This is a genomic window from Hufsiella arboris, assembly GCF_009834875.1.
GTDB lineage: Bacteria > Bacteroidota > Bacteroidia > Sphingobacteriales > Sphingobacteriaceae > Hufsiella_A > Hufsiella_A arboris.
In genome coordinates this window covers 1-24,333 of record NZ_WVHT01000014.1, presented here as the reverse complement: position 1 = coordinate 24,333, position 24,333 = coordinate 1, and the positions used below count along the sequence as shown (strand labels likewise).

The window sequence follows — 24,333 nt, the reverse complement described above, 5'->3', positions numbered from 1 at the left end:
TTTAACACTATTTACTCCCCAGCTCTCAGGCTATTAACCGGGTTAGCTAATGCCGCTTTTATCGATTGAAAACTGACTGTGACAAATGCTATAAGCAAGGCTAAAAAACCTGCAAAAGCAAATACCCACCATGGAATAGCAATATGATAGGCAAAATTTTGCAGGTATTTACTCATGACTAACCACGCTATAGGAGAGGCTACAATGACAGCCATAAGTACCAGTTTCAGGAATTCGGCAGAAAGTAACCCTGTTATATTTGCCACCGATGCACCAAGAACTTTCCGGATACCTATTTCTTTGGTACGCTGTAAAGTTAATAACGAGATCACGCCCAGCAAGCCGAGGCAGCTTATAAAAATAGCGATGACAGCGCTTACCGTAATGAGTTTATTCAGCAAATCTTCCCTATGATAAAAATCGGCTATCTGCTGATCAAGAAAATGGTATTCAAATACATTATCCGGGTAAACCGATTGCCATTCCTTTTTAATATGGTCAATAACCGCGGATGGATTTCCTGGTTTGATCTTTACGCCGGCGTACTGGTAACCCTTTCTATAGGTTGTGATATACTCAGGCTCAATTCCCGTATACAATGATTTGGCATGAAAATCTTTTACCACCCCCACAATGATGCCGGGATTGTTTGACAGGTCGCCTGCGGTAAACTGCCTGCCGATAACTTGCTGCGGATCTTTAATACCTAAGTTTTTTACAAGCGATTCATTGACAAGATACTCGCGGGCGGTGTCACTCTCCGCAATATTGCGGCCGGCAATTAACTGTATACCGAAAGTTTTAACATAACTGGCATCGCCCATTATGGTACGGCCAACAAACTTTTCCCAATCGCGGGTATCGAATTTAATAGAACCGCCTTTATCCGCTGTTGAAGATGGCGCCCGGTAACAATAGGAAATATCTTTTATAGCAGGGTCTGACAAAAGTTGATTGCGCAGGAAATCGGTTTTGCCTTTATCGTTATCTGGCAGTGGAAATAATAGCACCGAATTTTTATTATAACCGAGATCAGTGGTTTTGAGATACCGAACCTGCATGGTTATTAATATAGTGCTGATGATGAGTACCTGCGCTATTACATTTTGTACGATAATCAGTCCTTTCCGGGTAAAGCCCGCAGTCTGCAATTCGTTGTTTAGCTGGTTCTTCAAAGCATTGAGAGGGTTGACGCTGCTTAAAAGAAGTGCCGGGTACGATCCGGCGGCCAATATGATAATTGGCAGAGCCATTCCAATGAAGATCAGAAGCCGGTAATCATTTAAAATGTTAAGAGTAAACTGAGTTTGTAACCAGTTATTTAAAACCGGTACAATGATCGACACTATTATAAAAGAGAATAGCGTAGCAAGGAACACGATATAGGCTGTTTCAGAAATAAATTGTATAAAAATAGCCAGCGGTGAGCTACCTAAAACCTTTCGTGTACCTATTTCTTTTGCCCTTTTTAAACTTTGCGCAGTAGCCAGATTGACAAAATTGACACAGGCGATAATTACAAGTAATAAGCCAATGACGCCCAGCGTAATTAATAACGATCGCTGGATAACACCCGCAAAGCGGCTGTCGAAATGCATCTCGCTTAAGGGAAGCATCATAAAATGGTAGGGTTTTGCCATCGCTCCCTGTGCTTTCCTGTTCATGTTAGCGATATCGCTCTCGATAATCTGCGGGTTAACGCCTTCGCGCAAAGCAACGTAAACAGAATTGGTGGAATTGATAAAACCCCAATCGTCTTGCATGGCATCTGCAACTTCGGGGTAAATAGATTTTAGCGTTGATAATGACAGGAATATATCCGAATTGATATCAGTATTGGCTGGATGGTTTTTTACTACCCCTGTCACTCTAAAGATGTTTTTGTTATCAACCTTAATGGTTTTCCCGATAACATCCTGGCTCCCGAAATATTTTTCCGCTAAACCATGACTTAAAACTACGGTGTTGGGTTCCGAAAGGGAGGTGTTTTTGTTTCCTTGTTCCCATTGATAATCGAAAAGATTGAAAAAGTGACCGTCGGTAATGGCGATGTTTTCATGCTCGGCAAACATTTTTTTCCCGGCGACATCATTTTGAGGAATTATAACATTGATATCGTGCATTCTAAGCAACACGCCTACATCCACTACTTTTGGGTTTTTAGCTGCAATATTCTTTGCCAGCGCCAGCGGTGCTCCCTGATCATACAGTGGGATGCCATCATCGAATGTCAATCTGTGTACAACCCTGTAAATCTGTTTAGAATCGTGATGGTAGTTGTCAAAACTTAGATGATAGGTTATAAACTTGAATAGAATTATGCTGCAGCTAATGCTCAAAGCCAGCCCGAACATGTTAATAAAAGTGTAAAACTTATGATTCCAAAGATTACGCCCGGCTATTTTTAAGTAGTTTTTTATCATCTGGCTTGCTTTGTACTAGTATACGTAAAACACTTTAAAGGAATAGTTAAAAAGTTTGAAATGGCTTGGTTTAAGTCTGCACTTCGACTCCCTGCTTGTCAGCAGACTGGCGTTCAGTGACAACACCTGGACGATAATCTGATTGTTAGGATTACTTCGCCGCTCATTAACATATTGCGTTTATACGTTATCCATATCAAATGGCAGCTTCCTGATGCGTTTTCCTGTGAGGTCAAAAATAGCTTCGGTGAGCGCCGGCGTAAATGGCGGAAGTCCCGGTTCGCCGACGCCGCCCGCATTTTCATCGTTTTCCATCACATGCACTTCAACTTTCGGCATGTCGCTGATCCTTGGCATTAAATAGTTATAGAAGTTTTTTTGTTCTACCAACCCATCTTTAAAGGTGATTTGATGAATAGTTGCCGCTGCATATGCCATTAAAACAGACCCTTCAACCTGGGCATGAATAATATCAGGATTTACATACCAGCCGCAATCGACCACTGCCCAAACTTTATCTATCTTGATCTTTCCGTCCGCTTTACGCGAAACCTTAACAACCTGGCCCACTGTTGTAGCAAAACATTCTGTAATCGCCAACCCGAAGCCTTCTCCGTTCTTTTTTTCTTTCCAGCCGGAAAGCTCCTCCATTTTATCGATCAGCTTCCTGGATCGCTCATCTTTCAAGTAATCTCTTCTAAACTCAAGCGGATCTTTTTTTGCCAGGTGGGCCATCTCGTTGATCAGGCTTTCGTACGCAAAACCGTTGGTTGACGCGTAAACTGAACGCCACCAGACATTTGGAATCGGTATCTCGAAAGGGATATCCGAAAAGCTGACATTCTTTATACTTTCATAATAGGGCGCCAGAAAACCTTCTGTCGTGCTGCGGTTAGGCTGATCTTTAGGTGCACCCATCCAATGCCCGATGTTTTGTCCGGCCATTTTAAACTTCAATGCACTGAGCTGGCCATTTGTGAGCGCACCCTGGCACCGGTAAGAAATGCCCGCACGGTAGGGGCCCTGTGTCATATCGTCTTCCCTCGTCCAAACGACCTGTACTGGCGCATTTATTTCTTTTGAAATCAGGCAGGCCTCATGGGGATAATCCATAAATGCTTTCCTGCCAAAACCACCGCCTAAAAATGTCATATTGACCACGACCTTTTCCTTAGGTAGCTTAAACTGTCCGCAGATATAATCCTGTACCCACTCGGGCGCTTGTATTGGTCCCCATATTTCTATTTTATCTTCCTGGTAGTGTGCAACGCAATTGAGTGGCTCCATCGCGCTGTGCGACTGGTAAGGCGTTTCATAAACAACGTCAAGTTTTTGGGCAGCCAAAGCCAGTATTTCATCCGGATCGCCTTGTTTTTTTGCGGATAACCCTTCCTGGTTTTTCAATAAGTCATTTTGCCGCCTGTAGATCTCAGCGGTACTCATGTGCTCAAAACCACTGTCGTCCCATTCTATTTTCAACGCTTTTCGTCCCTGTATTGCTGCCCAGGTGCTGTCGGCCACAACGGCGACACCATCTCTGAAGGTTTGGAAAACCCCGGTTTGAACCTTGAAAACTTTCTTCACGCCGGCCACTTTAAGCGCAGCACTTGCATCGAAGCTAACCAGCTTACCCCGAAGGCGCGGATTCCGTTCAACCACGGCATACAGCATACCAGGCAATTTTTTATCCAACCCGAATACGGCTGTACCGTTTGTTTTTAACGGGCTGTCCTGCCGGCTTAATGGCTTACCAATCAGTTTATAATCTGATCGCTTCTTTAACACGATATCCTTTGGCGCCTCGAGCTTCGACGCAGCTTCCACCAGCTCACCATAGTGAAATTTCTTTCCGGAAGGGCGGTGGATAACATGTCCCGATTCGGCATAACAGTCAGCTACAGATACCTGCCATTTTGTGGCAGCTGCCATGATCAGCATCTCACGTGCCGACGCACCCAGTTTAAGAAGGTTTTTATAGGAACCGCGGATTGTCGAACTGCCACCGGTTACCTGGTTACCGTATTTTTCCCGGTCGCCTTGCGCGAAGCGAATAGTAATATCTTTCAGATTTACTTCAAGTTCTTCAGCGACGATTTGCGGAACACTCTGGAAGGCGCCCTGGCCCATTTCTGCCCGGTGGCTAAAGATGGTAACCTTGCCGTTTGTATCAATATGCACCCAGGCATTTAATTCGATATCGGATGTTTCCGCTGCAGATGCAGTTGCCAATTTAGCTTCCTCGCCGTTTGACGGAAAGTACAGGCCGACAAAAAGGGCCGTACCGGTGAGTCCCGCAGCCCTTAAAAAATGTCTTCTCGAAATATTACTTGTACTCATGAGTAGGTGAGTTAAGTGTTTTGTTATTCTTATTACTTTCCTTTCGGTGCATAGGCACCGGTTGTCAACCAGGTGATCCAGGCCTTTTTAAATTCAGCATGGCTCATTGGTGGCAGTGTTCTTCCTTCTCCAGGGTTCCAGCCTGCTAATACAAGGCCGTCATCCGCATGTTCAATCAGTTTCTTCATGTCCTTATGGCCATTTTGCTTCGGATCTATTAACTGTTTGGCCAGTTGGCTTGGTGTCCGGCCTTGAAATACCATTTTCATATCAGCTGGAGGCAAATGCCAGTTCGGGTTGCCCGGCGGAGTATGCAGTCCGGGAGTATTAGTAGGCTGATGACAGTTCGAGCATTTCATGGCGTAAACGCCCTTTCCGTCTGTACCTCTTTGAGGCGACATTTCGTGCAGATGGCTGTCGTCGCCCTGCAACGGAATATTTCCTGAAGGGTGGCAATTCATACAACGCGGACTTATTAAAACGGTGTATACCTGCTTAAATGCTTTAACGGATGTAATGCTGTCTTTTTTGAAAGCAGGCAGTGATGATTCTGACTCAACTGTTTTTTCTTTGCCATTATCCAGCGCAAAAGCCATCACGCCGATCACAGACAGCAGCACACCTATAACCGCGAAAGCCTTCACTGAGTGCAGGTATCTCTTGCTTTTTGTTTGCCGTGTCATTTTCCTGCCGCCTCCTTTCTTTGCAATTCCGCTGCAAGGTGAATTGCCTTGCGGATGCGCAGGTAGGTTCCGCAACGGCAGATGTTACCCGCCATTGCACTATCAATATCCGCGTCGGAGGGATTGGGATTTTCACGTAATAACACCGCTGCCGACATGATCTGCCCGGAATGGCAATAACCGCATTGCGGTACATTTTCTTCGTTCCAGGCGAGCTGAGCCGGGTGATTGTTGTTCTCAGACAACCCTTCAATCGTTACGATCTTTTGTCCTGCAGCACGACTTAATTTCGTCACGCATGAACGCACAGCTTCGCCATTCAAATGAACAACGCAGGCTCCGCATTGCGCAACACCGCAGCCGTATTTTGTACCGGTTAAGCCGATGATATCCCGTATTGCCCATAGCAATGGCATATTCAGATCTGCATCAATCTGGTAAGTTTTCTGATTGACATTCAAATTTATCATATGATAGCCGTTTAATTAGTCAACGTAAAATATCGACAATAGCCAGATTAATCTGGCTTTGTTCCTGATGCCACAACTCCGGTTAAGACCGTTCTTGCTGCATTTGCTTCTTCTGTTCCAATATTAGATTCGACGATGTTCAGCATCTGGCCGAGCTGCTTTTCAGTCCAGCCTAAACGCATACTGATCGATAAGTGTCCCTGCAGCTGTGACTCCACTCCGCCAAGACTTGATAAGGCAGAGACGGTTATAAGCTCACGTTCCAGGTTCGTCAATACCCCTCTGCCGAATATGTCGGCAAAAAGGTGTTCCTTCAACAAAGTATCGATGGCCGGAACGAAAGCTCCATAGCCGGTTTTAGTTCCGCTTTCCGCACGGCCGGTTAGCATCTCCAGGTTCTTCTTCCCTGTTTCATACTTATTTGCCGTAGTGCTCATTGCGGTGGGCTGTGCGCCAATTGGATCAGTGATCCCCTTTGCTTTTCTCTCGTTTGATACTGCTATAAACGTATTGATGGCATTCAAACTTCGTGGAAAACCGCAATATGCCGACAGATGAACCATCAGCTCTTTGATCTCGTTAACTGTCAGGCCGGCGTTCAATCCATTATGGACAGCCGGATTAAGTTTTGTTAGATTTCCCCTGGCGGCAAGCGAACTAATATCGACGATGCTTTTATGCTTACTGCTCAAATCCCGGGCATAAGTCGTTGATGGCTGAGCGCTTGTCTTATGCACACCGCTTAAAAAAAATATACAGCAAGGTAATATCAGGTAAGCTAAGTTTTTCATCCGGTTACTCAGGTAGTTTTCAATGCTAGTTTAAACTGCGGTATTCCTGGGGTGTTTGGCCAACGCGTTTCTTAAACAAACGGGCAAAATGCTGCGGATATTTGAAACCCAGCTCGTAAGCAACCTGGTTAACCGTCTTATTCGCATCAAAGATCTTTTCCTTAGCTGTGTCGATCAATTTAGCTTGAATGTATTCCTGGGCTGTTTTGCCGGTTTCTTTTTTTACAAGATCGCCAAAATAATTAGAAGATAAATTGAGCTGATCGGCACAAAAGGCAACGGTAGGCAGTCCGATGGTTTGAGGCTTTTCAGAACTGAAATAATTATTCAACAGGTTCTCAAACCGTTCGAGGATACCCTGGTTTACATGGTCGCGGGTAATAAACTGCCGTTCGTAAAAGCGTACGCAATAATCCAGAAGCAATTCAATGTTGGCAGCAATCAATTTTTTGCTGTGTTTATCAACGGAACGATCGAGCTCATATTCGATCTTCGAAAAGCAATCCAAAACAATTTTTCTTTCACGCTCGGATAAATGAAGTGCTTCGTTCGACTGATAGCCAAAAAAAGTGTACTCCTGGATACGGCGGCCAAGGGAAGTGCCATGTATGAGGTCGGCATGAAACACCAGCGCGTAGCCTTTTGGCTGGTAAGTTTCTCCATTGCTGTTTATACCGGCTACTTGTCCTGGTGCAAGAAAAACGAGGGTTCCTTCCTGGTAATCGTAGGTATCCCTTCCATATACCAGGTCGCCGCATTTTACATCTTTCAGAAAAATAGTGTAAAAGCCAAAATACATCCGGGAGCCTTGTCGCGGGTTGGCCTTTGACAGATCGACCACACTGATCAATGGGTGCTTAGTCTCGTTATTGTTGAAAGCATTATAATCACTAATCGTATTGAAACGCCGCATTATATCCATATCATCTTCTGTTTAAATCAAAAATACGACAATATTCGATCGATGACTACCGGGCGTAACCCGATCAGTAATAATGGTATAAACATCCGTAATCTGTATCATATTCAGGCAGATAAAAGGTAAGACTTTTGTGAAGTGATCATGATGTAAACAGCAGTCATTGCGCAACTTGTTGAAATACCTGCTAAAAGAACTTAGTAATCTCGAGTTTGAGCTGATGCTTCGTTAATCGGCGAACCTGATCCCAAAAAAGCGAGATTGGACGTGATCGAAAAAGCCATTACATCGGGGAATCTACGCTAACACCGTAAAGGAGCAAAATCAAAAGAACTCTGAGGCGACTTAGAGGCGAAAACAGAATTAAGAGAGTACCCGTTTAAATTGTTTAAGTTCTTGAAGCTATGGAAAAAATAAAATTAAATAATGGCATAGAAATGCCCGTTCTTGGATTCGGCGTTTTTCAAGTTACAGATCTTGCCGAATGTGAAAGAAGTGTGGCAGATGCTTTAGAAACCGGTTACAGGCTGATCGATACGGCACAATCATACATGAACGAAGAAGCCGTTGGTAAAGCGATCAAGTCCAGCGGCGTAGCCAGAGACGAATTGTTTATCACTACTAAGCTTTGGATACAATCAAACGGGTACGAAGGTGCCAGAAAGGCATTTGAAAACTCATTAAAAAAACTGCAATTGGATTACCTTGATCTGTACCTGATCCATCAACCCTTTGGCGATGTGTACAATGAATGGCGAGCCATGGAAGAACTGTACAAAGAAGGAAAAGTCAGGGCGGTCGGAGTCAGCAACTTTCAACCGGACAGGCTAATAGATTTGATTATTCATAATGAAATTGTTCCGGCCGTTAACCAGGTGGAAACCCATCCGTTTCATCAGCAGCATGACGCGCATGCTTTCATGAAAGAGAACAACGTGCAGATCGAATCCTGGGGCCCTTTTGCTGAAGGTAAAAATGACATTTTCAAAAATGAGTTGTTAAAGAACATTGCCGATAAGCACGGCAAATCCATTGCCCAGGTAATTCTTCGCTGGCTGACGCAAAGAGGCGTGGTTGCTATTCCCAAATCTGTCCGTAAAGAACGAATGGAAGAGAATTTTAATGTTTTCGATTTTAAGCTAAGTTCCGAAGACATGGCAGCAATCAAAAGTTTGGACACTAACACAAGCAGCTTCTTTGATCACCGCGATCCGGCGATGGTAAAATGGCTGGGAGAAAGGAAATTGAATAATTAACTAGCTAACAATCTATGAAAATCCAACGAATAGGATCCAGGCCATCAGGGAAAGGACCTGCCGAATATTTTACTGGCGCTGTACGTATTGACCCATTAAATGAACCGCCTGCGCCAGCCCGTGTGTCTATGGCGCTGGTTACGTTTGAACCTGGCGCTCGAACTGCCTGGCATACTCACCCGTTTGGTCAAACGATAATAGTTACCACCGGGGCAGGCTGGGTACAACGTGAGGGTGATACCAAAGAAAATATTTTTCCGGGCGATGTGGTTTACTTTGAACCGAATGAAAAACATTGGCATGGCGCAACTGCTGCTACTGCTATGAGCCATATTGCTGTCCAGGAAAAAGAGAATGGCTCTCCCGTGGAATGGATGGAGCAGGTTACTGAAGAGGAATACAATAATTAAAAAGAACATGGAAAAGAGAGTATTGGGAAAAAGCGGACTGGAAGTATCTGCTTTAGGAATGGGTTGTATGGGACTGAGCTTTGGTTATGGTCCAGCTACAGATACTAAAGATGCAGTCAAACTGCTTCATGCGGCTGTTGAACGCGGAGTAACCTTTTTTGATTCGGCCGAAGCATACGGCCCGTTTACCAACGAGGAACTGCTTGGCGAAGCACTGGCGCCATACCGTGACAAGGTCGTGATCGCGACTAAATTCGGTTTTAAAGAAGGGAAAACTGCTTTAGGTGTTGATAGCCGCCCGGAAAATATCCGGGCAGTTGCAGAGGCCGCATTAAAACGTTTGAGAACAGATGTTATTGATCTGTTTTATCAGCATCGTGTAGATCCGAACGTTCCGATGGAAGATGTAGCGGGAACAGTTAAGGATCTGATAAGCGAAGGAAAGGTAAAACACTTTGGCCTGTCAGAAGCGGGTGTACAATCTATTCGTAAAGCACATGCTGTTCAACCTGTTACAGCGTTGCAGAGTGAATACTCGCTTTGGTGGCGTGAGCCCGAGAATGAGATCATTCCAACACTGGAAGAATTGGGAATTGGCCTTGTGCCTTTCAGTCCGCTTGGAAAGGGTTTCCTGACTGGTAAGATCAACGAAAATACCACGTTTGATCAAACTGATTTCCGCAATACGGTGCCGCGTTTTTCGGAAGAGAACCGGAAAGTAAACCAGGCTTTGGTTGATCTGCTGACAAATATTGCTGCCGAAAAAAGTGCGAGTCCCGCGCAAATCGCGCTGGCCTGGCTGCTTGCTCAGAAGCCATGGATAGTGCCTATTCCGGGTACAACCAAATTGCACCGCCTGGAAGAAAATCTTGGATCGGTGTCAATTAGTCTTAACGGCGTTGATCTCGATCAAATCAACGCGGCACTGTCAAACATCGAGATACAGGGTCAGCGTTATTCGGAGCAGGCGCGTAAAATGATCAATCGTTAATAATTAAGGCATCTATAATGAAACAGGTGATAGTAGTAATCGGTGCGGGCTCTATTGGCCAGGCAATCGCACGGAGGGTAAGCACCGGTAAACACGTTCTGCTTGCCGACCTGGTAAAGGAAAACGCCGAAGCTGCCGCAAAGGTTTTGAGCGAAGCTGGCTTTGAAGTAAGCACCGCAGCGGTGGATATATCTTCCCGCAAGTCTGTTCACGAGCTGGTCGAAGCTGCTGCGGCTATTGGAAGCATTACAGGGCTCATTCAAGCCGCGGGCGTATCGCCGTCGCAGGCATCGCCTTCCACTATACTTCAGGTGGATATGTATGGTAACGCACTTGTACTTGAAGAGTTTGGCGAAGTAATAGCCAGGGGTGGGTCGGGAGTCGTTATTGCTTCGCAATCGGGCCACCGCCTGCCGGCCTTAACGCCGGAGCAGGACAAGGCGCTTGCTGTTACACCTGCCGATGAACTGCTTTCTCTCGATTTTCTCCGGCCGGACCGGGTGAAAGATTCACTGCACGCCTATCAGTTGTCAAAAAGAGGGAATTCACTGCGTGTTATGGCTGAGGCGGTAAGATGGGGCAAACGCGGGGCTCGTATCAATGCTATAAGCCCCGGAATTATTATTACACCGCTGGCGAAGGATGAGCTGTCGGGGCCGCGTGGCGAAGGCTATCGTCGGATGATCAGTCTGTCTGCCGCAGGAAGAGCCGGCACACCCGATGAAGTTGGAAACGTTGGCGCTTTGCTGATGGGGCAGGACGGTGCATTTATAACCGGCAGTGATATTCTGATGGACGGTGGGGTTACAGCAGCTTATTGGTATGGTGAATTGGCACCGGATAAGCAATAACAAAGTATCAAATGAGAAAGATAAACAGTATCCGGGCATCCGTAAAAGTTGCGGTAACCATTCTTTTAATCATGACAATGAGTAACGCTATCGCTCAAAATAAGAAACAAATGGTCAGGATGGCCCTTATAGAGATTGATCCTGGACAGGTGGACAAATACAAAGCTGCAGTAAAAGAAGTAGGCGAAACTTCGTTACGGACAGAGCCCGGTGTATTGATGCTTTATTCTGTTGCAGACAAACTGAAGCCTAACCAGGTAACTGTGATGGAGATATATGCAGATAGCGCGGCTTATGAGGCCCACCGTCAAACGGCTCATTTCAAAAAATATAAAGAAGTAACGAAGGGTATGGTAAAGTCGCTGCAGCTGCTTGATGTCGACCTGATATTCGCCGGCATAAAGCCGGATGCTATACCTCGATAGAGACTTAATATTTATAAAAACCACGAATCATGAAGAAAGTATTGTATGCGTTAATCTTATCAGGAGTACTAGTGTCGGCGAGCGCCGCGGCGCAAAGCACCGCTATTTTTCCGAAAGGCGAACTGTCTAAAACCGACAACCACACAGGGGATGTTTGGCTTACCGAATTAAACAAGGCCGACAGTGTGATCGATGTCGGAATTGCCACCGCCACCTTTGCGCCGGGTGCCAAATTAGACTGGCATATCCATCCGGCCGGGCAGATCCTGATGATTACAGAAGGTACTGGTTATTACCAGGAAAAAGGCAAACCGATCCAGGTAGTTCATAAAGGCGATGTTATTAAATGTCTTCCCGGCGTAACACACTGGCATGGCGCTTCACCTAAAAGCACGTTTACTTATATTGCTGCGAGCACTAAAGGCGCAATCAATAAAACCGTATGGCTGCAAAGGGTAACCGACGCGGAGTATAACAGTGTGAAATAATCTGTTGGCGGAAATTAACTGATTAATTTCCGTTTTGTCCGCCCTGGCCTCCATTGCCGTCGCCTTGTTTAAGATCGTCGTTGCTAACGCCACGTTTCTTTCTTGGCATTTGAGGGCCAAGGGTGGATTTACCAAAGTTATATGTAAAGCTTGCCCCAAACGATCTGAATGGCACAGAAAAGCTGTTATGCTGAGTAAGAGCCCCGCTGTTTATACTGGAGTTGAAATTTTTGTAGTCTTGAAACGGCTGGGTCATGTTTAAACCAATGGACCCCTTCTTTTTCATGACGTCCATTTTCGCACCTACGACAAATAGATTAAACGATGGATTGGTTCCCTGGAATGTTCTTCTGGGCGAGTTCTGAATAAGAAAAGTTTCCGCATTAACGGTTTTACTAAGCTTTACCGTGCTGCTGATAAATGCGTTGTACTGAATATATGTTGACTGGTTGCCGGTTTGAAGGCTGCTTATAACCTGCGGTTTATAGGTATACGCGTTGATGTTTCCGCGCATGGTCAGTACTTTGAATAATTGTAAAGAACCAAATAAGCTCGTGCCGATCGAATTATTATTTCCGACGTTAAGAAAATTGGTTAAAGAAACGTCGCGGGTTACCGTATTGCCTGCATTATCAATCGTCGTATACGGGACAGTTGTTACGTAACTTTCAATGATATCGTCCGTTCTCCGGTAATAGACCGATGCATTAATGGTCATGGCTTTAATAAAGGTAGAATAGTTAAGCTCGACGGTCTGCGTTATTTCAGGCGCGAGTTCCGGGTTGCCTTGTGATTGATTAAGCGGGTTGCTGGTGTTAAGAAATGGGTTCAGATATTGAAGGCTTGGGCGCTGAATGCGTTTGCTGTAACTCAGTTTCAGGGTCTGGGTGGGTGTAAGAGCTTTGGAAACAACAAAGCTCGGTATAAAATTGGTGTAATTATTCTCGAAAGGTGAGAGGCCGGCATTTACATTACCTGAGTTACCACTTATCCTCGTGTTTTCGAGCCTTGCGCCAAACTGAATGGTGTATCCCTTCTTCAACGTGGTTGTCAACAGGCCATAGCCGGAATAAACATCCTGGTCATAATCGTATGTGTTTGATGTTGCGCTATTGAACACATAAGCGCCGGTAGCATCCGGGTTAAAATAATCGTACTCGCTTTTTATCCTTCTTAAAATAGACTTAGCCCCGGTTTCAAGCTTAAAAGTCTTGTTAATGGGCAATACGTAATCAGCTTGTATGGTATATTCGTTATTGGTACCATCGTTGGCAGCGCGCTGGTTTTGCGCAAATGCCGAGTATTCCGAAAGGTAATTCACATCAGTTACGCCGTGCGTCCATTGTCCGGCAATACTGATTTCTTCCCCCTGCTTTTTAAATTTGTGGGTAAAATCATTATTCCAGTCAAAATTGGACATCTTAAATTCATTGCTTGTAATGGCGGTGTAATTAACCTCATCCTCCTGGCCAGAAATGTTGCTGCTTGTAGCGCTGCCGCTGTTTTTAAACGCGCCGCCCCGGGTGCTGAACGAGGAAGATATACTGTTGTTGTCGTTGAAATCAAAACCCAGCGACGCGGAGCCGTTGGTGAAGTGCCGGTTCGACGTGTTTTCACCATTCGAGGAGGATATCGTTCCTAAGTCGGTGTTCTGACTGCTGAAAGAGTTGTAGGTTGTCTGTGGCCATCCTGCGTTATATCCGAAATTAGCCGAAACGCTAAGTTTGTTTTTGTTGAGATTGAAATTAGCGCTCTGGTTGCTTTGCCTGGTACCCACACTGCCTGTAACTGAGCCGCTGAAGCCGGCCACATTTTTCTTTTTGGTAATGATATTAATAATACCCGCCGACCCTTCCGCATCATATTTCGCAGATGGCGCCGTGATCACTTCGACGTTCTTGATCTGGTCTGCCGGCATCGATTTCAAAACATCTGCTGCATTTGTCACCAGTGCGCCTGAGGGTTTGCCATTAATGAGTATACGTACATTCTGATTTCCACGCAATGCCACATTGCCATCCATGTCAACCGATACCATCGGCACTTTTCTCAGTATGTCGCTTACGTTTCCGCCCGTGCTGGTGACATCTTTTTCGGCATTAAAGACGAGTTTATCGATCCGGTTTTCAATAAGGTCTTTTTGCCCTGTCACCTGCACTGCATTCAGCATTTTTGCGCTTGGCGCCACGATTACCTGCCCAATGTTTACGGTTATCCTTGATGGTGTTAAGGATATCTTATCTATATTTTTACTTAAATAACCTAGAAATGCAATCTGCAGGCGGTATTCACCGGGCTGCAAACCGGCAATTCTGAATGCTCCCTTCGCGTCAGTCAAACTACCGCTCAATGGCTTCGCATTACCCGTTTTAAAGAGACTGACCGAGGCATAATCCAACGGTTTGTTGGTAAGCGAATCAACGACAACACCTGTTATGCTTCCATTGCCTTGTTCTGCACCAGGCTGCGAAACACTTGCAGGGTTTTGCCCCTTAACGGACGCGCTAAATAACATTAAAAAGATGATAGCAATGCTCGTCAGCGAATTAACCGACGTGAATAGTGAATAAAATTTACCCTGAAGCTGTTTCATTTTGCCTATGATTTGGATCAAAGCAAAACAAATTCAATAAATCATTTTTCCGTAATAGATCGTTTGGCAAAAAGAATAGACCAAACTTGTATTAAAATCGATGGTGAAAGTTGTTCATCTTTTATTATCCGGTTAAAACGGTGTCGTAGACGAAATATGCCATTCCATCGATTTTATTTCCATAACCGTCTATTAGGTGCTTTTTATATTAAAATAAGCAATTGATTTGCAATATCCCTGTAGGAAGGGCTAGGTGAATTATATTGGAGTAATTTAGGTGTGTTTCGCCTGAAAACGAAGCACACTTTTTAATGCTATTTTTACTAAAAGCAACCACATGATTCTTTCTGCTTTAAAAAGAAGTTTCTTCTCGATTCACTTTTACATTGTGGCCGGGCTGATAGCACTTATGTTGTTTCCCCTGACCTGGCCTATAAGTCTTCCAAACGAATTTTGGGTTAAACAGGTACTTATTCACGTTTTATGGGGAGGTTTATTTTATTTGAACCTACTGGTTCTGGCTCCAAAGCTTTTGTACAAAAATAAAGTTCTGTCATTCCTGGTTATTCTTATCGCCATCCTCGTACTGGTTGTTTATTTAAATCATTGGCTGGACGACCTTACCGGTTCCAAAAGAGCTGTTATGAGGACTTTTAATAAGAAAGAGTCGGATAATCACGGTTTTGACAATCTATGGACGCTTTTGTCTGCTTTGGTAATGCTCGGAATAAGTTCAATTGTAGCTATTTCTAGAAAAATAGAGCTGGATCAAATTGCTTTTCAAGCAACGGAACGCGACAGGGTTAACACCGAACTGTCATTATTGAAAGCACAGATTAACCCTCATTTCTTTTTTAATATTCTGCACACCATTTATGCGCTTGCCGATACAAATCCCGCGGCGTCGAAAGATGCCATTTACACCTTGTCGCATATGATGCGGTATGTGATATATGAAACTAAAAATGACCTGACAGACCTTGAAAAGGAATTTAAGTTTATTGAAGATTATATAAACCTGATGCGATTGCGCCTGACTGAAAATGTTCAGATTATCTATGAGAAACAAGAAGGCATGCAAAATTACGAAATAGCCCCGATGTTATTTCTTCCGTTTATCGAGAACGCGTTTAAGCATGGCGTCAGTTCAGTACACCCGAGCTACATTTATATTGATATAAGTCAGTCGGCCAACCAATTGAAGCTTGAGGTGAAAAATTCACTTTTTGAAGAGAAATCAAGATATCTGGAAGAAAGCAACGGGATCGGTGTGATGAATACAAGGCGCCGGCTCGACTTATTATATCCGGGCAAATATACACTTGAGGTATACAGGGAGCCAGGTATCAATGATTATACAGTAATCTTAACACTGCTTCTAAAATGAGAATCAACTGTATAGCGGTCGACGATGAACCTGTTGCACTCAACCTGGTTCGGTCATATATTGAACAAACTTCATTCCTCAACCTGAAGGCTACTTATACAAACGCCATTGATGCACTGAAAGCCATCCACGAGCAAAAAGATATCCAGTTAATTTTCCTGGACATTCGCATGGCCGACCTTAGCGGCGTAGAACTTGCTAAAATTATTGAGCAATCAGAAAGAAAAAAGTCCCTGAGGATCATTTTTACAACCGCTTATGACCAGTACGCATTGGAAGGTTTCAAAGTGGATGCGCTGGACTACCTGTTGAAGCCATTCAGTTTTGTTGATTTTACTAAGTCGGCAGGAAAAGCTTATGATTATTTTCAACTATTAAATAGCAGTAATACGAGCGGAGATATCGCGCCCAGCCGGCGTCGGGCTGAAAGAAGTTATATCTATTTAAAAGTCGATTACCAGCTCGTCAAGATCAGCACCGAGGACATCCTTTATATCGAAGGGCTAAAAGACTATGTAAAGCTTTTTCTAAAAAACCAGGAGAAGCCCCTGCTTACTTTGACCAGTTTGAAAAACCTGGAGGAAAAGCTTTCTCCTGCTGGTTTCCTTCGTATTCACAGGTCCTATATCGTTTCCCGGGATGCTGTTAAATCAGTAACTAAAAATACCGTACAAATCGGTGAGACAACCATACCAGTGACGGAACAATTTAAAGACGCTTTTACTGAGTTTTTGAAAGAGTGGCAGTGAAAGTTTTCGACACTCGATCTAATAAGAAACTAAATCAATTGATAAACTTAAAATTATGAAAGCAACCATTATTGCAGTGTTCATGGTGATCACAGGTGTGGAATCAGCAAGTGCCCAGGCCAAGTTACCCGGTTCGACAGCAACCAGCGCAACAAAAGAAGAACAGGAAATACTTGATCTTTCCAATAGTAAATGGCAATGGATGGCTGATAAAAATGTGGACAAACTTGAACCACTCTTCGACAATAAATCAAAATTTGTCCACATGAGCGGTACCTGGAAAAAGGATGAGGAGCTTGATATTATTAAAACCGGGAAAATTTGGTATAAAAATGCTAACATTCATGATGTAGCGGTAGAAATATCAGGACAAACGGCCATCGTTTGGAGCCGGATTACGCTGACAGCCGAGGTACGGGGTAGTGACGCAGTAACTGAATTTACGGTAACCGAGGTATATCAAAAACAAAATAACGCCTGGAAATTGCTTGCACTTACATTCAGCAGCGTGCGGGATACACATCAGATAAAAAAATAGAAATTGAGGAAATCAATAAGGACCATAATTAAAATAAACTAAAACCAACTATAATTTAAAACTAAAACCATGAAAAAAGCAATTATCGGAATGTTCCTGTGCATAGTTTACGTACAATTATTACATGCCCAGGCCAAATTACCGGGTTCGGCAGCAATCAGCACAACAAAAGAAGAACAGGAAATACTTGATCTTTCCAAAACCAAATGGCAATGGATGTCAGACAAAAACACGGAGGCGCTAAACGGATTGTTTGATGAGAAATGTGTATTTGTCCACATGGGCGGAAGCTGGGGAAAGTCCCAGGAGCTTGACGTTATTAAAAGCGGCGGCATCTGGTATAAGAAAGCGGAAGTTTATGGCGCATCGGTAAATATCTTTGGCAACACGGCCATCCTGTTAAATGACATTGACTTGCTGGCGGTAGTCGGTGGAAACGAGGTCACCCATGGTTTTATGGTAACCGAAGTATATCTTAAAGAAAACGGCAAATGGAAGATGGGCTCACTCACGTTTTCAACGTTGTTAAGGGCCGTTAAGATGAGCGGCAATAATCATAACCGGCAACAACAGCATTGACACTAATCACGCAAAGGCAACTATATCAAAATGAAAAAAGCAATCTTTTACTGCTGCCTGATTAGCTTTTGTGTAACATCGGCATGCTTAAATGGACAAACTATTTCACCAAAAAAAACACTGATCGTGTACTTGTCGCGAACAAATAACACAAAAGCTATTGCTCAAATTATACAACAGAACGCTGGTGGCATTGGAGCTCGTAAATCCTTATCCCGAAAATTACCGGGCGATAGTCGACCAGGTAGTAAACGAAAACGCATCAGGCTTTTTACCACCCCTCAAAACAAAAATTGACAATATTGGGCAATATGACGTGATATTCGTGGGATTTCCTACCTGGGGCATGCAGCTGCCGCCGCCAATGAAAAGCTTCTTAAAACAATATGATCTAAGCGGCAAAACAGTCGTGCCGTTTAACACCAATGCCGGTTACGGAATAGGCAGCACTTTTCAAACGGTAAAAGAGTTATGCCCGAACAGCAAAATATCAGAGGGATTTTCAACCAAAGGCGGAGTAGAAAGAGACGGGATCTATTTTGTAATAAAGGGCGAAAAAGAAAAACAGGCGCGGGCCGAAATAGCGAAGTGGTTAAAGAAAATAAAGTTGTTGAAATAAACCTCGCTCGTGCTGGCAGGGTAATTTCTTTGCCTTCTTCGCATGATGGTTAGGGTGTTAATTCGGCCGCGTCATACCTCCGGAACATTACATGAAACACAGATCCCTGCCCGGGCTGACTTTCCACCCGGATTTTCCCATAATGTTTATCCAGGATGCGTTTTACAATAGCGAGGCCAACGCCTGTTCCTTCAAATTCATTTACTTCCTTTGCCCTGGAAAACAGATCAAATATCCTTTCTTGCTCCAAGGGAGCTATTCCAATGCCGTTGTCTGAAACGGAATAACTGATGGTATTTTCGTCCATAACTTCTCCACCAATGATAACGGCGGGATGATCCGTTTTCGAGGAATATTTAACCGCGTTGCCAAGCAAATTGGAAAAAACCTGCGAGATCATGGTTTCATCGCCATGCAGTTCTGGTGTATTCCCAATATTTATTGTCAGCTTTGGATTATCAGAAGCGACCAGGAGGTCATTACGAAGATCCTCCAGTAACTTTCGCATATCTATTGCTTTGATTGCCGTTTTGCTTTGGCCAATTTTAGAATATTGCAACACCTCTTCAATCATTACCTGCATTTTTACAGCGCCGTCCTGGATGCGGCCAGCCATTTGCCGGATTTTGGAGTCAGCCTCCGCCTCACGGTGTATCAGCTGAGAATAGCTTTTTATTGTCGTAAGAGGATGCTTCAGGTCATGGGAGATGGTATAACTGAACGTATCCAGCTCGGCGTATGCTTCCCGGAGTTTTTCATTCAATATGCGAAGTTCCGTAGCCCTGCGGCTGATAGAGTAATTTACTTCATCTCTTAATAACAATGCTGCATCGATGTCATATTCCGTCCAGGCGAGGGAAGCATTTTTAACTTCCTGCGACCATGCATCAAAAGAATGTCGAGGCGAAATGTGGGTTAGTCCATGCTCGTCGATTTCGACAGGTTTTTCCGGGTTGCCAGCCCAGGTAACTGTGGTAATAAGCTCTGGCCGGAACCAGATCATGTATTCTTTTAATCCCTGCGACAGTTTGCAAGCTAAAATTCCACTTGCTATATCCTTATAGCGAATCGCTTCTGGTAAATCGGCAGATAAGCCTGATGTTTGGTAGACTTCCTCCGAGGACGTTTCGTCCAACCAGGTGATGAGATCTTCGATGAAAGATTTTTCCGGAACATTACCGGTAGTGTGCAATTCGTTTTCAAAATATAGTGCGGCGCCTGTACTTTCAATCGCAGATTGCATGGTAACATCATCGTTAATGAGCGCTTCCTGGACGCGGACATTTCTTAGAAGCTGGCGGGTGATCGTTTCAACTGTCGAGCGAGCCCGTGCCGACTTTTGCTGATGCTCTTCCTGCTGCCGAAAACTAATGGCTGAAGAAAGGACCTGCCCGATCAGTTTGGCCGATTCCCGCTGCCGGAAATTGATAAATCTTGGCGAATAATTATGGCAGGCGATCAGCCCCCAGAGGGCACCCTGATCCATGATTGAAACACTAAAGCTGGATGCCACACCCATGTTTTTCAGGTACTGAATATGAACAGGTGATACCGCCCGCAGTGTACTGCAGGTGAGGTCTAAAGATGTGCTGTTTTTGCCTGCCGCTGTTATAAGAATGGATGACGGCTCTGAGTACACGTCCGCGATCAGGCGAACAAGATTTTGTTTGTAAAGTTCCCGGGCCTGTTTCGGAATATCGGAGGCCGGATAGTGTAAACCCATCCAGCTCTCCAAATTTTCATCACGGGCCTCAGCAACTACTTCGCCGTGTCCATCCTCGTGAAATTTATATACCATGACCCGGTCATACTGAATGATCCGGCGTATTTGTTCAGCAGCGTTTTTAAGTAGTGTGTCAAGTTGTTTATCGGCCAGCATTTCGGATAGGGAACGCCCCACCTGCTGTTGAAGATCTACCTGGAGGTTTGATGCCTCAGGTTCAAATTCGAGCAGGTAATAAGGGGTGGCGCTGTTTATTATCAGGTTAAACGATATGCTTCCTATAAATACCTGCGTATTCATTCGCTTAAACAGTTCCGCGTCATCATTTAGCAAAATGTACTGACGCAGGTACCCTCTACCGGCTTTTTCGCGCGACAAGTAAGCTTCCAGGGCTTCAATAGGCTGATTAAGAAGCGAAGCGCCGTTAACACCTAAAAAAGTAAAGACATTTTCGCTGCAAAAGGAGATTGCCAGATCTTCGTTTACCGCTACTAAAAAGCCGTGACTTTGTATTTTTCCGGGTATGTGGATAGGCTCCTGGTCACAGTTGCTAAGGTCGTATTTAAACATATAGCCAAATTAAATATTAGGTGCAAAAGTGCAGCTATCGGATTGGTTAATTTCCTGGTTCATTCAACAATGCAAAATCGTGCCAGCTTTTAATATTACATCAGTGAAGATCGAACTTTAGACAACTTATCCAGCGTAAGATAACCCAGGTGGATAGTATCCTCGGGTAAATTTGATTGCGGTAACAAATGGATATGGTACTGATTCTTTTGTTCGGCAGGTAAAATATCTTCGATCCGGTAGATGTCATCCACATCAATTCCATATTTTTCGTCGATATGCGCATTGGCTCCTTTCATTCCTTTAATCGATTGTTGCCTGTAAAAAATCGTTTGTTTCGCTGCTTGTACTGCGTCAGCACGATCTTCATTCACAGTTAGTACCGTGTAATGCTGCTCTTCAAGAATTCCGCCCCGGTAACCTCCGAGATTAATGAAGAATAGTTTAGGTCCCGTGGCTGCTGCTTCCTGTTTAGAAACAACGGTTACCCGGTAGCCGTTTACAGTGTGCACTTCGCGCCAGCCATCCAGGTGGATGCTGTTTCCGGCTTCCGGCCAGAAAGTTTTGATATCGGGCACCAGTTCATGAAGCTCCCTGGCAATGCCGAAGTAAAAGTCATGTTGCTCCACATTGCGGCCCGGAGCTTTCGAGCCAAGAAGAAGCATATATAGTTTTAGGGGTAATGCTGCCATGTGAGCATAAACAAAAAAAGCTGCCTTCAAGGCAGCTTTTAAACTCAGTAGTGTTTTTACTTTGCGGTGTCACGCAATGCTTTGATAGCGTCGTGAGCCTGGTTGATATCTTGTGATTGAGCACTGACGGTTGATAAGGCTTCTCCGGTAAGATTGCCTTCAGTAAGCGCAGTTTGATAGGCTTTCTTGATAGCATCTTCGCCTCTTTCGGCTTCATCCAGAATGCTTTCACGGTCACTGCCGCCGAAGAGGGATTTTACATCGATCCAGGCGCGGTGTAATGTTCCGGCAACGCTGTGGCCAGTTTCTACGTCGCCACCGCGGGTTGCTGTTAAGGCTGTGAGTTCCTGGCTGAATTTGCGGCTTTGCTCCGAATATTCCTGGAATAAAGCTTTCAAATCAATGTTCTCATCATTAATATCTGCCAATGCTTTTGAAAAGCCTGCTGCGCGGTCATTATTAATTTCAATCAGGTCGTTGAGTACGTCAACTGTTTTTTCTGTAGTTTCCATAGTGTAGTTATTTTAACTTAATAATTGCAAGTTGTATGCCAATTACTCATTCAATAGTCTTTTAATTATACGCGCAGACGCGGCTTCGCCGAAATCGAGACCTGAATAATCCGGGTTATATCCGCCTATATATGGAACAGCCATCATATATATGCGTTCGTTAAGAGCTCCGTAAGCGTCTACCACCTGGAAATAATCGTTAATAGTAATACCCGGAACCTGCAGGTAGTAAAATCCATCCGGACCTTTGACGACGTTTTTATTTCCGCTTTCCAGTTCAGTCTGACCTTTTATCTGATCACGGAACTTCAGCCGGGCAGGACTTACCGTATGTTTTGTAAGCAGGCTGTTGTAAGGGAGGTCCCGGTATTGCAGGTGCGGCTGACCGACACAATCTACAAATGTTTCATATCGCGCAGCAACATCTTTGCCGTCTTCATCTTTATAATGGTAGATAATTCCTCCTTTTTCCTGCGGCTCCACGAAGCTTGTTTCGCCAACGCTGACAATATCCAGCACACCAGCGTCGTGAAGCGCCATCATTTCAACTACAGAACCCTGCGGTGCAAAAGCGATAACGATGGATATCAGGGGCATCAGCGTTTTTTGCAATCGTTGCATGTCTTCGGCAGAAAAATATTTGGCAGGGTAGTTCATCGCAAAACTCAGCACGGCCAGCATCTCTTTCCAGTAAACTGATTGCCTGCGGTCAATTGATTTTTCAGCCTCTGCATATTCCCCTTTAAGTAACTGAAATGGCGGAACTCTTTCACGCAATTCCATCATCTCTTCTACAAATTCTTCCAGTGACAGATCTCTGATCTTTTCGTAAAACTCGGGCCTGTTAGTTCGAATGCCGTCCAGGAAATTCCTGCGGTAAACATGTTCCAGCGGCAGGAAGCCGTCGTTTTGATCCCGTACACGGTCGACTTCTTCGTCACTTAGCACGGAGTCTTTTGCGAGATGCGAATCTTCAAGGTGAAATCTGACAGCCGGCAACAGCCCGCTGCGTGAATGCATAATCAATTTAAAATCCGAACTGTCCTGATTAAGCTTATAGCTTAATTGTCCATTTTCACTTTTAACAAATTGGCCGTTTTTCCGGGCGAGAGTCCGCAAGGCATCGATGGCTGTAAGTGAAGAGCCTTTGATAGCTACGGGATGGTTAGCCCGGAACGCCAGCTTAGACGGCGGATAGGGCGAGTCAAAATAGCCGGAAATTGTGCCCTCCAGCTTTTTAGGCCAGTGATGCCCGGTACAAACCACTACCTTGTCAAAATCATAATTTACTCCGTCGCCATCTATCACCCGTACTTTCGATTCTTCGGGCAGATCAATAATATCGCTGACTTCTGTGGCATAATGTATTGTGGTTGACAGCCCTTGCTTAGCCGCTATATTCTCCAGCTGTTTGAACTGGTCGGCGAGGTATCTTCCGAAAAGCAGTCGCGGTAGTACTTTGTATTCATTGAAATCCTTCGGATCTAATCTGAAACGATGGAGAGTGCCGGGATCTTCACTGCCGATCCACTCCTCAACTGTAGTTACCAGCTTCGGTATCTCATTTCCCGACACATTGGTGATATGCTCGTCACAGGCCCCGTCGCGGCTATATGGCATGCCTGCGCCCAAAAGTTGTTTTTTTTCAAAAATGTCAACGGTAAAATCGGTTCTGCCTGATTCGACTAATCTTTTGTACATAAACAGCCCGCTCGGCCCGCCTCCTAAAATAGCTAAACTCTGCGTGCCCTCATTGTTCGTCATGGGCTTGGTTCTCTTTTGTTTATCCATAACTTTTTTCGCGGTCGTTAGTTTTAACACTTTTGTTTTAGAAGACACAATGCAACCGTTTTTGATTTTTAGCATCTTAGGTAACACACTTAATTAAACAGTATGAAAAAGTTCAGTTGTTATTATTTATTCTGGCGGCGAGTTTTAGCGCGTTCGCGTAAGTTGGAAATAACTGGAAAGGATCGGATGTGCCTGACAGGAGTTATGCCGAATTCACCAACCTGAATGGCAAATAAAGCTTTATAGTAAAAGCTCCGTCAGAAAGCAAAAAGATAATGTTCAAATATACCGTTTCAAAAGCGGTCGGCGAACTTACTTTTATCATTAAATCGTCCTGTCTATATTAACCAGGGAAATCCAGGACCAGGCAAGCGACGAGATCATTATAGACAAAGTGGAAAATGAACATTTAAAATTCTATTTGACTGGCAAGAACGTCAAAGGCAAATATAATATCACTTATACACGTTTGTAGCCGTTAAATTTTTTTGAGTAAAAAGCTGTTTAAAGTAAAATCTGTAGCTTCTTCATGCTAC

General features: G+C 44.3%; 22 protein-coding genes. 11 read left to right on the top strand and 11 right to left on the bottom strand.

What is annotated here, in order from left to right:
• Positions 1–11: 11 nt before the first annotated feature.
• From GS399_RS19495 to GS399_RS19470, 6 genes are all read right to left on the bottom strand, one after another.
• On the bottom strand, positions 12–2,423 hold the full coding sequence (locus GS399_RS19495; protein WP_160846336.1) for an ABC transporter permease: 2,412 nt from the start codon (positions 2,421–2,423) through the stop codon (positions 12–14).
• Positions 2,424–2,603: 180 nt separating this feature from the next.
• Positions 2,604–4,760, bottom strand: a complete 2,157-nt coding sequence (locus tag GS399_RS19490) for a xanthine dehydrogenase family protein molybdopterin-binding subunit (protein WP_160846335.1) — start codon at positions 4,758–4,760, stop codon at positions 2,604–2,606.
• A 32-nt stretch (positions 4,761–4,792) separates the two neighbouring features.
• Positions 4,793–5,443, bottom strand: coding sequence for a cytochrome c family protein (locus GS399_RS19485; protein ID WP_160846334.1), 651 nt, complete (start codon positions 5,441–5,443; stop codon positions 4,793–4,795).
• Positions 5,440–5,913: a (2Fe-2S)-binding protein gene (locus GS399_RS19480; protein ID WP_160846333.1), complete on the bottom strand. Its 474-nt coding sequence runs from the start codon at positions 5,911–5,913 to the stop codon at positions 5,440–5,442. The genes GS399_RS19485 and GS399_RS19480 overlap by 4 nt, the downstream gene beginning before the upstream one ends.
• Before the next feature lie 47 nt (positions 5,914–5,960).
• Complete coding sequence (locus GS399_RS19475; RefSeq protein WP_160846332.1) at positions 5,961–6,704, bottom strand: carboxymuconolactone decarboxylase family protein; 744 nt, start codon at positions 6,702–6,704, stop codon at positions 5,961–5,963.
• A 25-nt stretch (positions 6,705–6,729) separates the two neighbouring features.
• Positions 6,730–7,626 carry a helix-turn-helix domain-containing protein gene (locus GS399_RS19470; RefSeq protein WP_160846331.1) on the bottom strand — a complete coding sequence of 299 codons (897 nt, stop codon included), beginning with the start codon at positions 7,624–7,626 and terminating at the stop codon, positions 6,730–6,732.
• Between the two features lie 401 nt (positions 7,627–8,027).
• On the opposite strand from GS399_RS19470, the gene GS399_RS19465 reads away from it, so the two are divergent.
• Genes GS399_RS19465 through GS399_RS19440 form a run of 6 tightly spaced genes read left to right on the top strand, consistent with a single transcriptional unit; the run spans position 8,028 to position 12,044 of the window.
• A complete protein-coding gene (locus GS399_RS19465) occupies positions 8,028–8,879 on the top strand; it encodes an aldo/keto reductase (protein ID WP_160846330.1) in 852 nt (283 codons plus the stop codon).
• A 14-nt stretch (positions 8,880–8,893) separates the two neighbouring features.
• Positions 8,894–9,289, top strand: coding sequence for a (R)-mandelonitrile lyase (locus GS399_RS19460; RefSeq protein WP_160846329.1), 396 nt, complete (start codon positions 8,894–8,896; stop codon positions 9,287–9,289).
• Between the two features lie 7 nt (positions 9,290–9,296).
• A complete protein-coding gene (locus GS399_RS19455) occupies positions 9,297–10,280 on the top strand; it encodes an aldo/keto reductase (RefSeq protein ID WP_160846328.1) in 984 nt (327 codons plus the stop codon).
• Between the two features lie 17 nt (positions 10,281–10,297).
• A complete protein-coding gene (locus GS399_RS19450) occupies positions 10,298–11,131 on the top strand; it encodes an SDR family oxidoreductase (RefSeq protein WP_160846327.1) in 834 nt (277 codons plus the stop codon).
• A gap of 11 nt (positions 11,132–11,142) precedes the next feature.
• Positions 11,143–11,556, top strand: a complete 414-nt coding sequence (locus GS399_RS19445; RefSeq protein WP_202409523.1) for a putative quinol monooxygenase — start codon at positions 11,143–11,145, stop codon at positions 11,554–11,556.
• Between the two features lie 29 nt (positions 11,557–11,585).
• Positions 11,586–12,044 (top strand): cupin domain-containing protein, encoded by a 459-nt coding sequence (locus GS399_RS19440; RefSeq protein WP_160846326.1) that lies wholly within the window; start codon positions 11,586–11,588, stop codon positions 12,042–12,044.
• Positions 12,045–12,066: 22 nt separating this feature from the next.
• Here GS399_RS19440 and GS399_RS19435 read toward each other — a convergent pair whose 3' ends face one another.
• The gene (locus GS399_RS19435) at positions 12,067–14,637 is read right to left on the bottom strand and encodes a TonB-dependent receptor (protein WP_160846325.1); all 2,571 of its coding nucleotides are present in this window, start codon (positions 14,635–14,637) and stop codon (positions 12,067–12,069) included.
• A 337-nt stretch (positions 14,638–14,974) separates the two neighbouring features.
• On the opposite strand from GS399_RS19435, the gene GS399_RS19430 reads away from it, so the two are divergent.
• From GS399_RS19430 to GS399_RS19410, 5 genes are all read left to right on the top strand, one after another.
• Positions 14,975–16,024, top strand: coding sequence for a sensor histidine kinase (locus tag GS399_RS19430; protein WP_160846324.1), 1,050 nt, complete (start codon positions 14,975–14,977; stop codon positions 16,022–16,024).
• The gene (locus GS399_RS19425; RefSeq protein WP_160846323.1) at positions 16,021–16,773 is read left to right on the top strand and encodes a LytR/AlgR family response regulator transcription factor; all 753 of its coding nucleotides are present in this window, start codon (positions 16,021–16,023) and stop codon (positions 16,771–16,773) included. Before GS399_RS19430 ends, GS399_RS19425 begins: the two co-directional genes overlap by 4 nt.
• 55 nt (positions 16,774–16,828) lie before the next feature.
• Positions 16,829–17,311, top strand: a complete 483-nt coding sequence (locus GS399_RS19420; RefSeq protein WP_160846322.1) for a nuclear transport factor 2 family protein — start codon at positions 16,829–16,831, stop codon at positions 17,309–17,311.
• 69 nt (positions 17,312–17,380) lie between these two features.
• The gene (locus GS399_RS19415; RefSeq protein ID WP_160846321.1) at positions 17,381–17,890 is read left to right on the top strand and encodes a nuclear transport factor 2 family protein; all 510 of its coding nucleotides are present in this window, start codon (positions 17,381–17,383) and stop codon (positions 17,888–17,890) included.
• A gap of 160 nt (positions 17,891–18,050) precedes the next feature.
• Entirely contained in the window at positions 18,051–18,509 is a 459-nt protein-coding gene (locus tag GS399_RS19410) for a flavodoxin (RefSeq protein ID WP_237488010.1), read from the top strand.
• A 49-nt stretch (positions 18,510–18,558) separates the two neighbouring features.
• On the opposite strand, the gene GS399_RS19405 is transcribed toward GS399_RS19410, so the two are convergent.
• The 4 genes from GS399_RS19405 to GS399_RS19390 form a co-directional block, all read right to left on the bottom strand.
• The gene (locus GS399_RS19405; protein WP_160846320.1) at positions 18,559–20,802 is read right to left on the bottom strand and encodes an ATP-binding protein; all 2,244 of its coding nucleotides are present in this window, start codon (positions 20,800–20,802) and stop codon (positions 18,559–18,561) included.
• A gap of 95 nt (positions 20,803–20,897) precedes the next feature.
• On the bottom strand, positions 20,898–21,494 hold the full coding sequence (locus GS399_RS19400; RefSeq protein ID WP_202409522.1) for a DUF1543 domain-containing protein: 597 nt from the start codon (positions 21,492–21,494) through the stop codon (positions 20,898–20,900).
• 56 nt (positions 21,495–21,550) lie between these two features.
• A complete protein-coding gene (locus GS399_RS19395) occupies positions 21,551–22,006 on the bottom strand; it encodes a ferritin-like domain-containing protein (protein WP_160846319.1) in 456 nt (151 codons plus the stop codon).
• A 42-nt stretch (positions 22,007–22,048) separates the two neighbouring features.
• Positions 22,049–23,872 (bottom strand): FAD/NAD(P)-binding protein, encoded by a 1,824-nt coding sequence (locus GS399_RS19390; RefSeq protein ID WP_237488009.1) that lies wholly within the window; start codon positions 23,870–23,872, stop codon positions 22,049–22,051.
• Between the last annotated feature and the right edge of the window lie 461 nt (positions 23,873–24,333).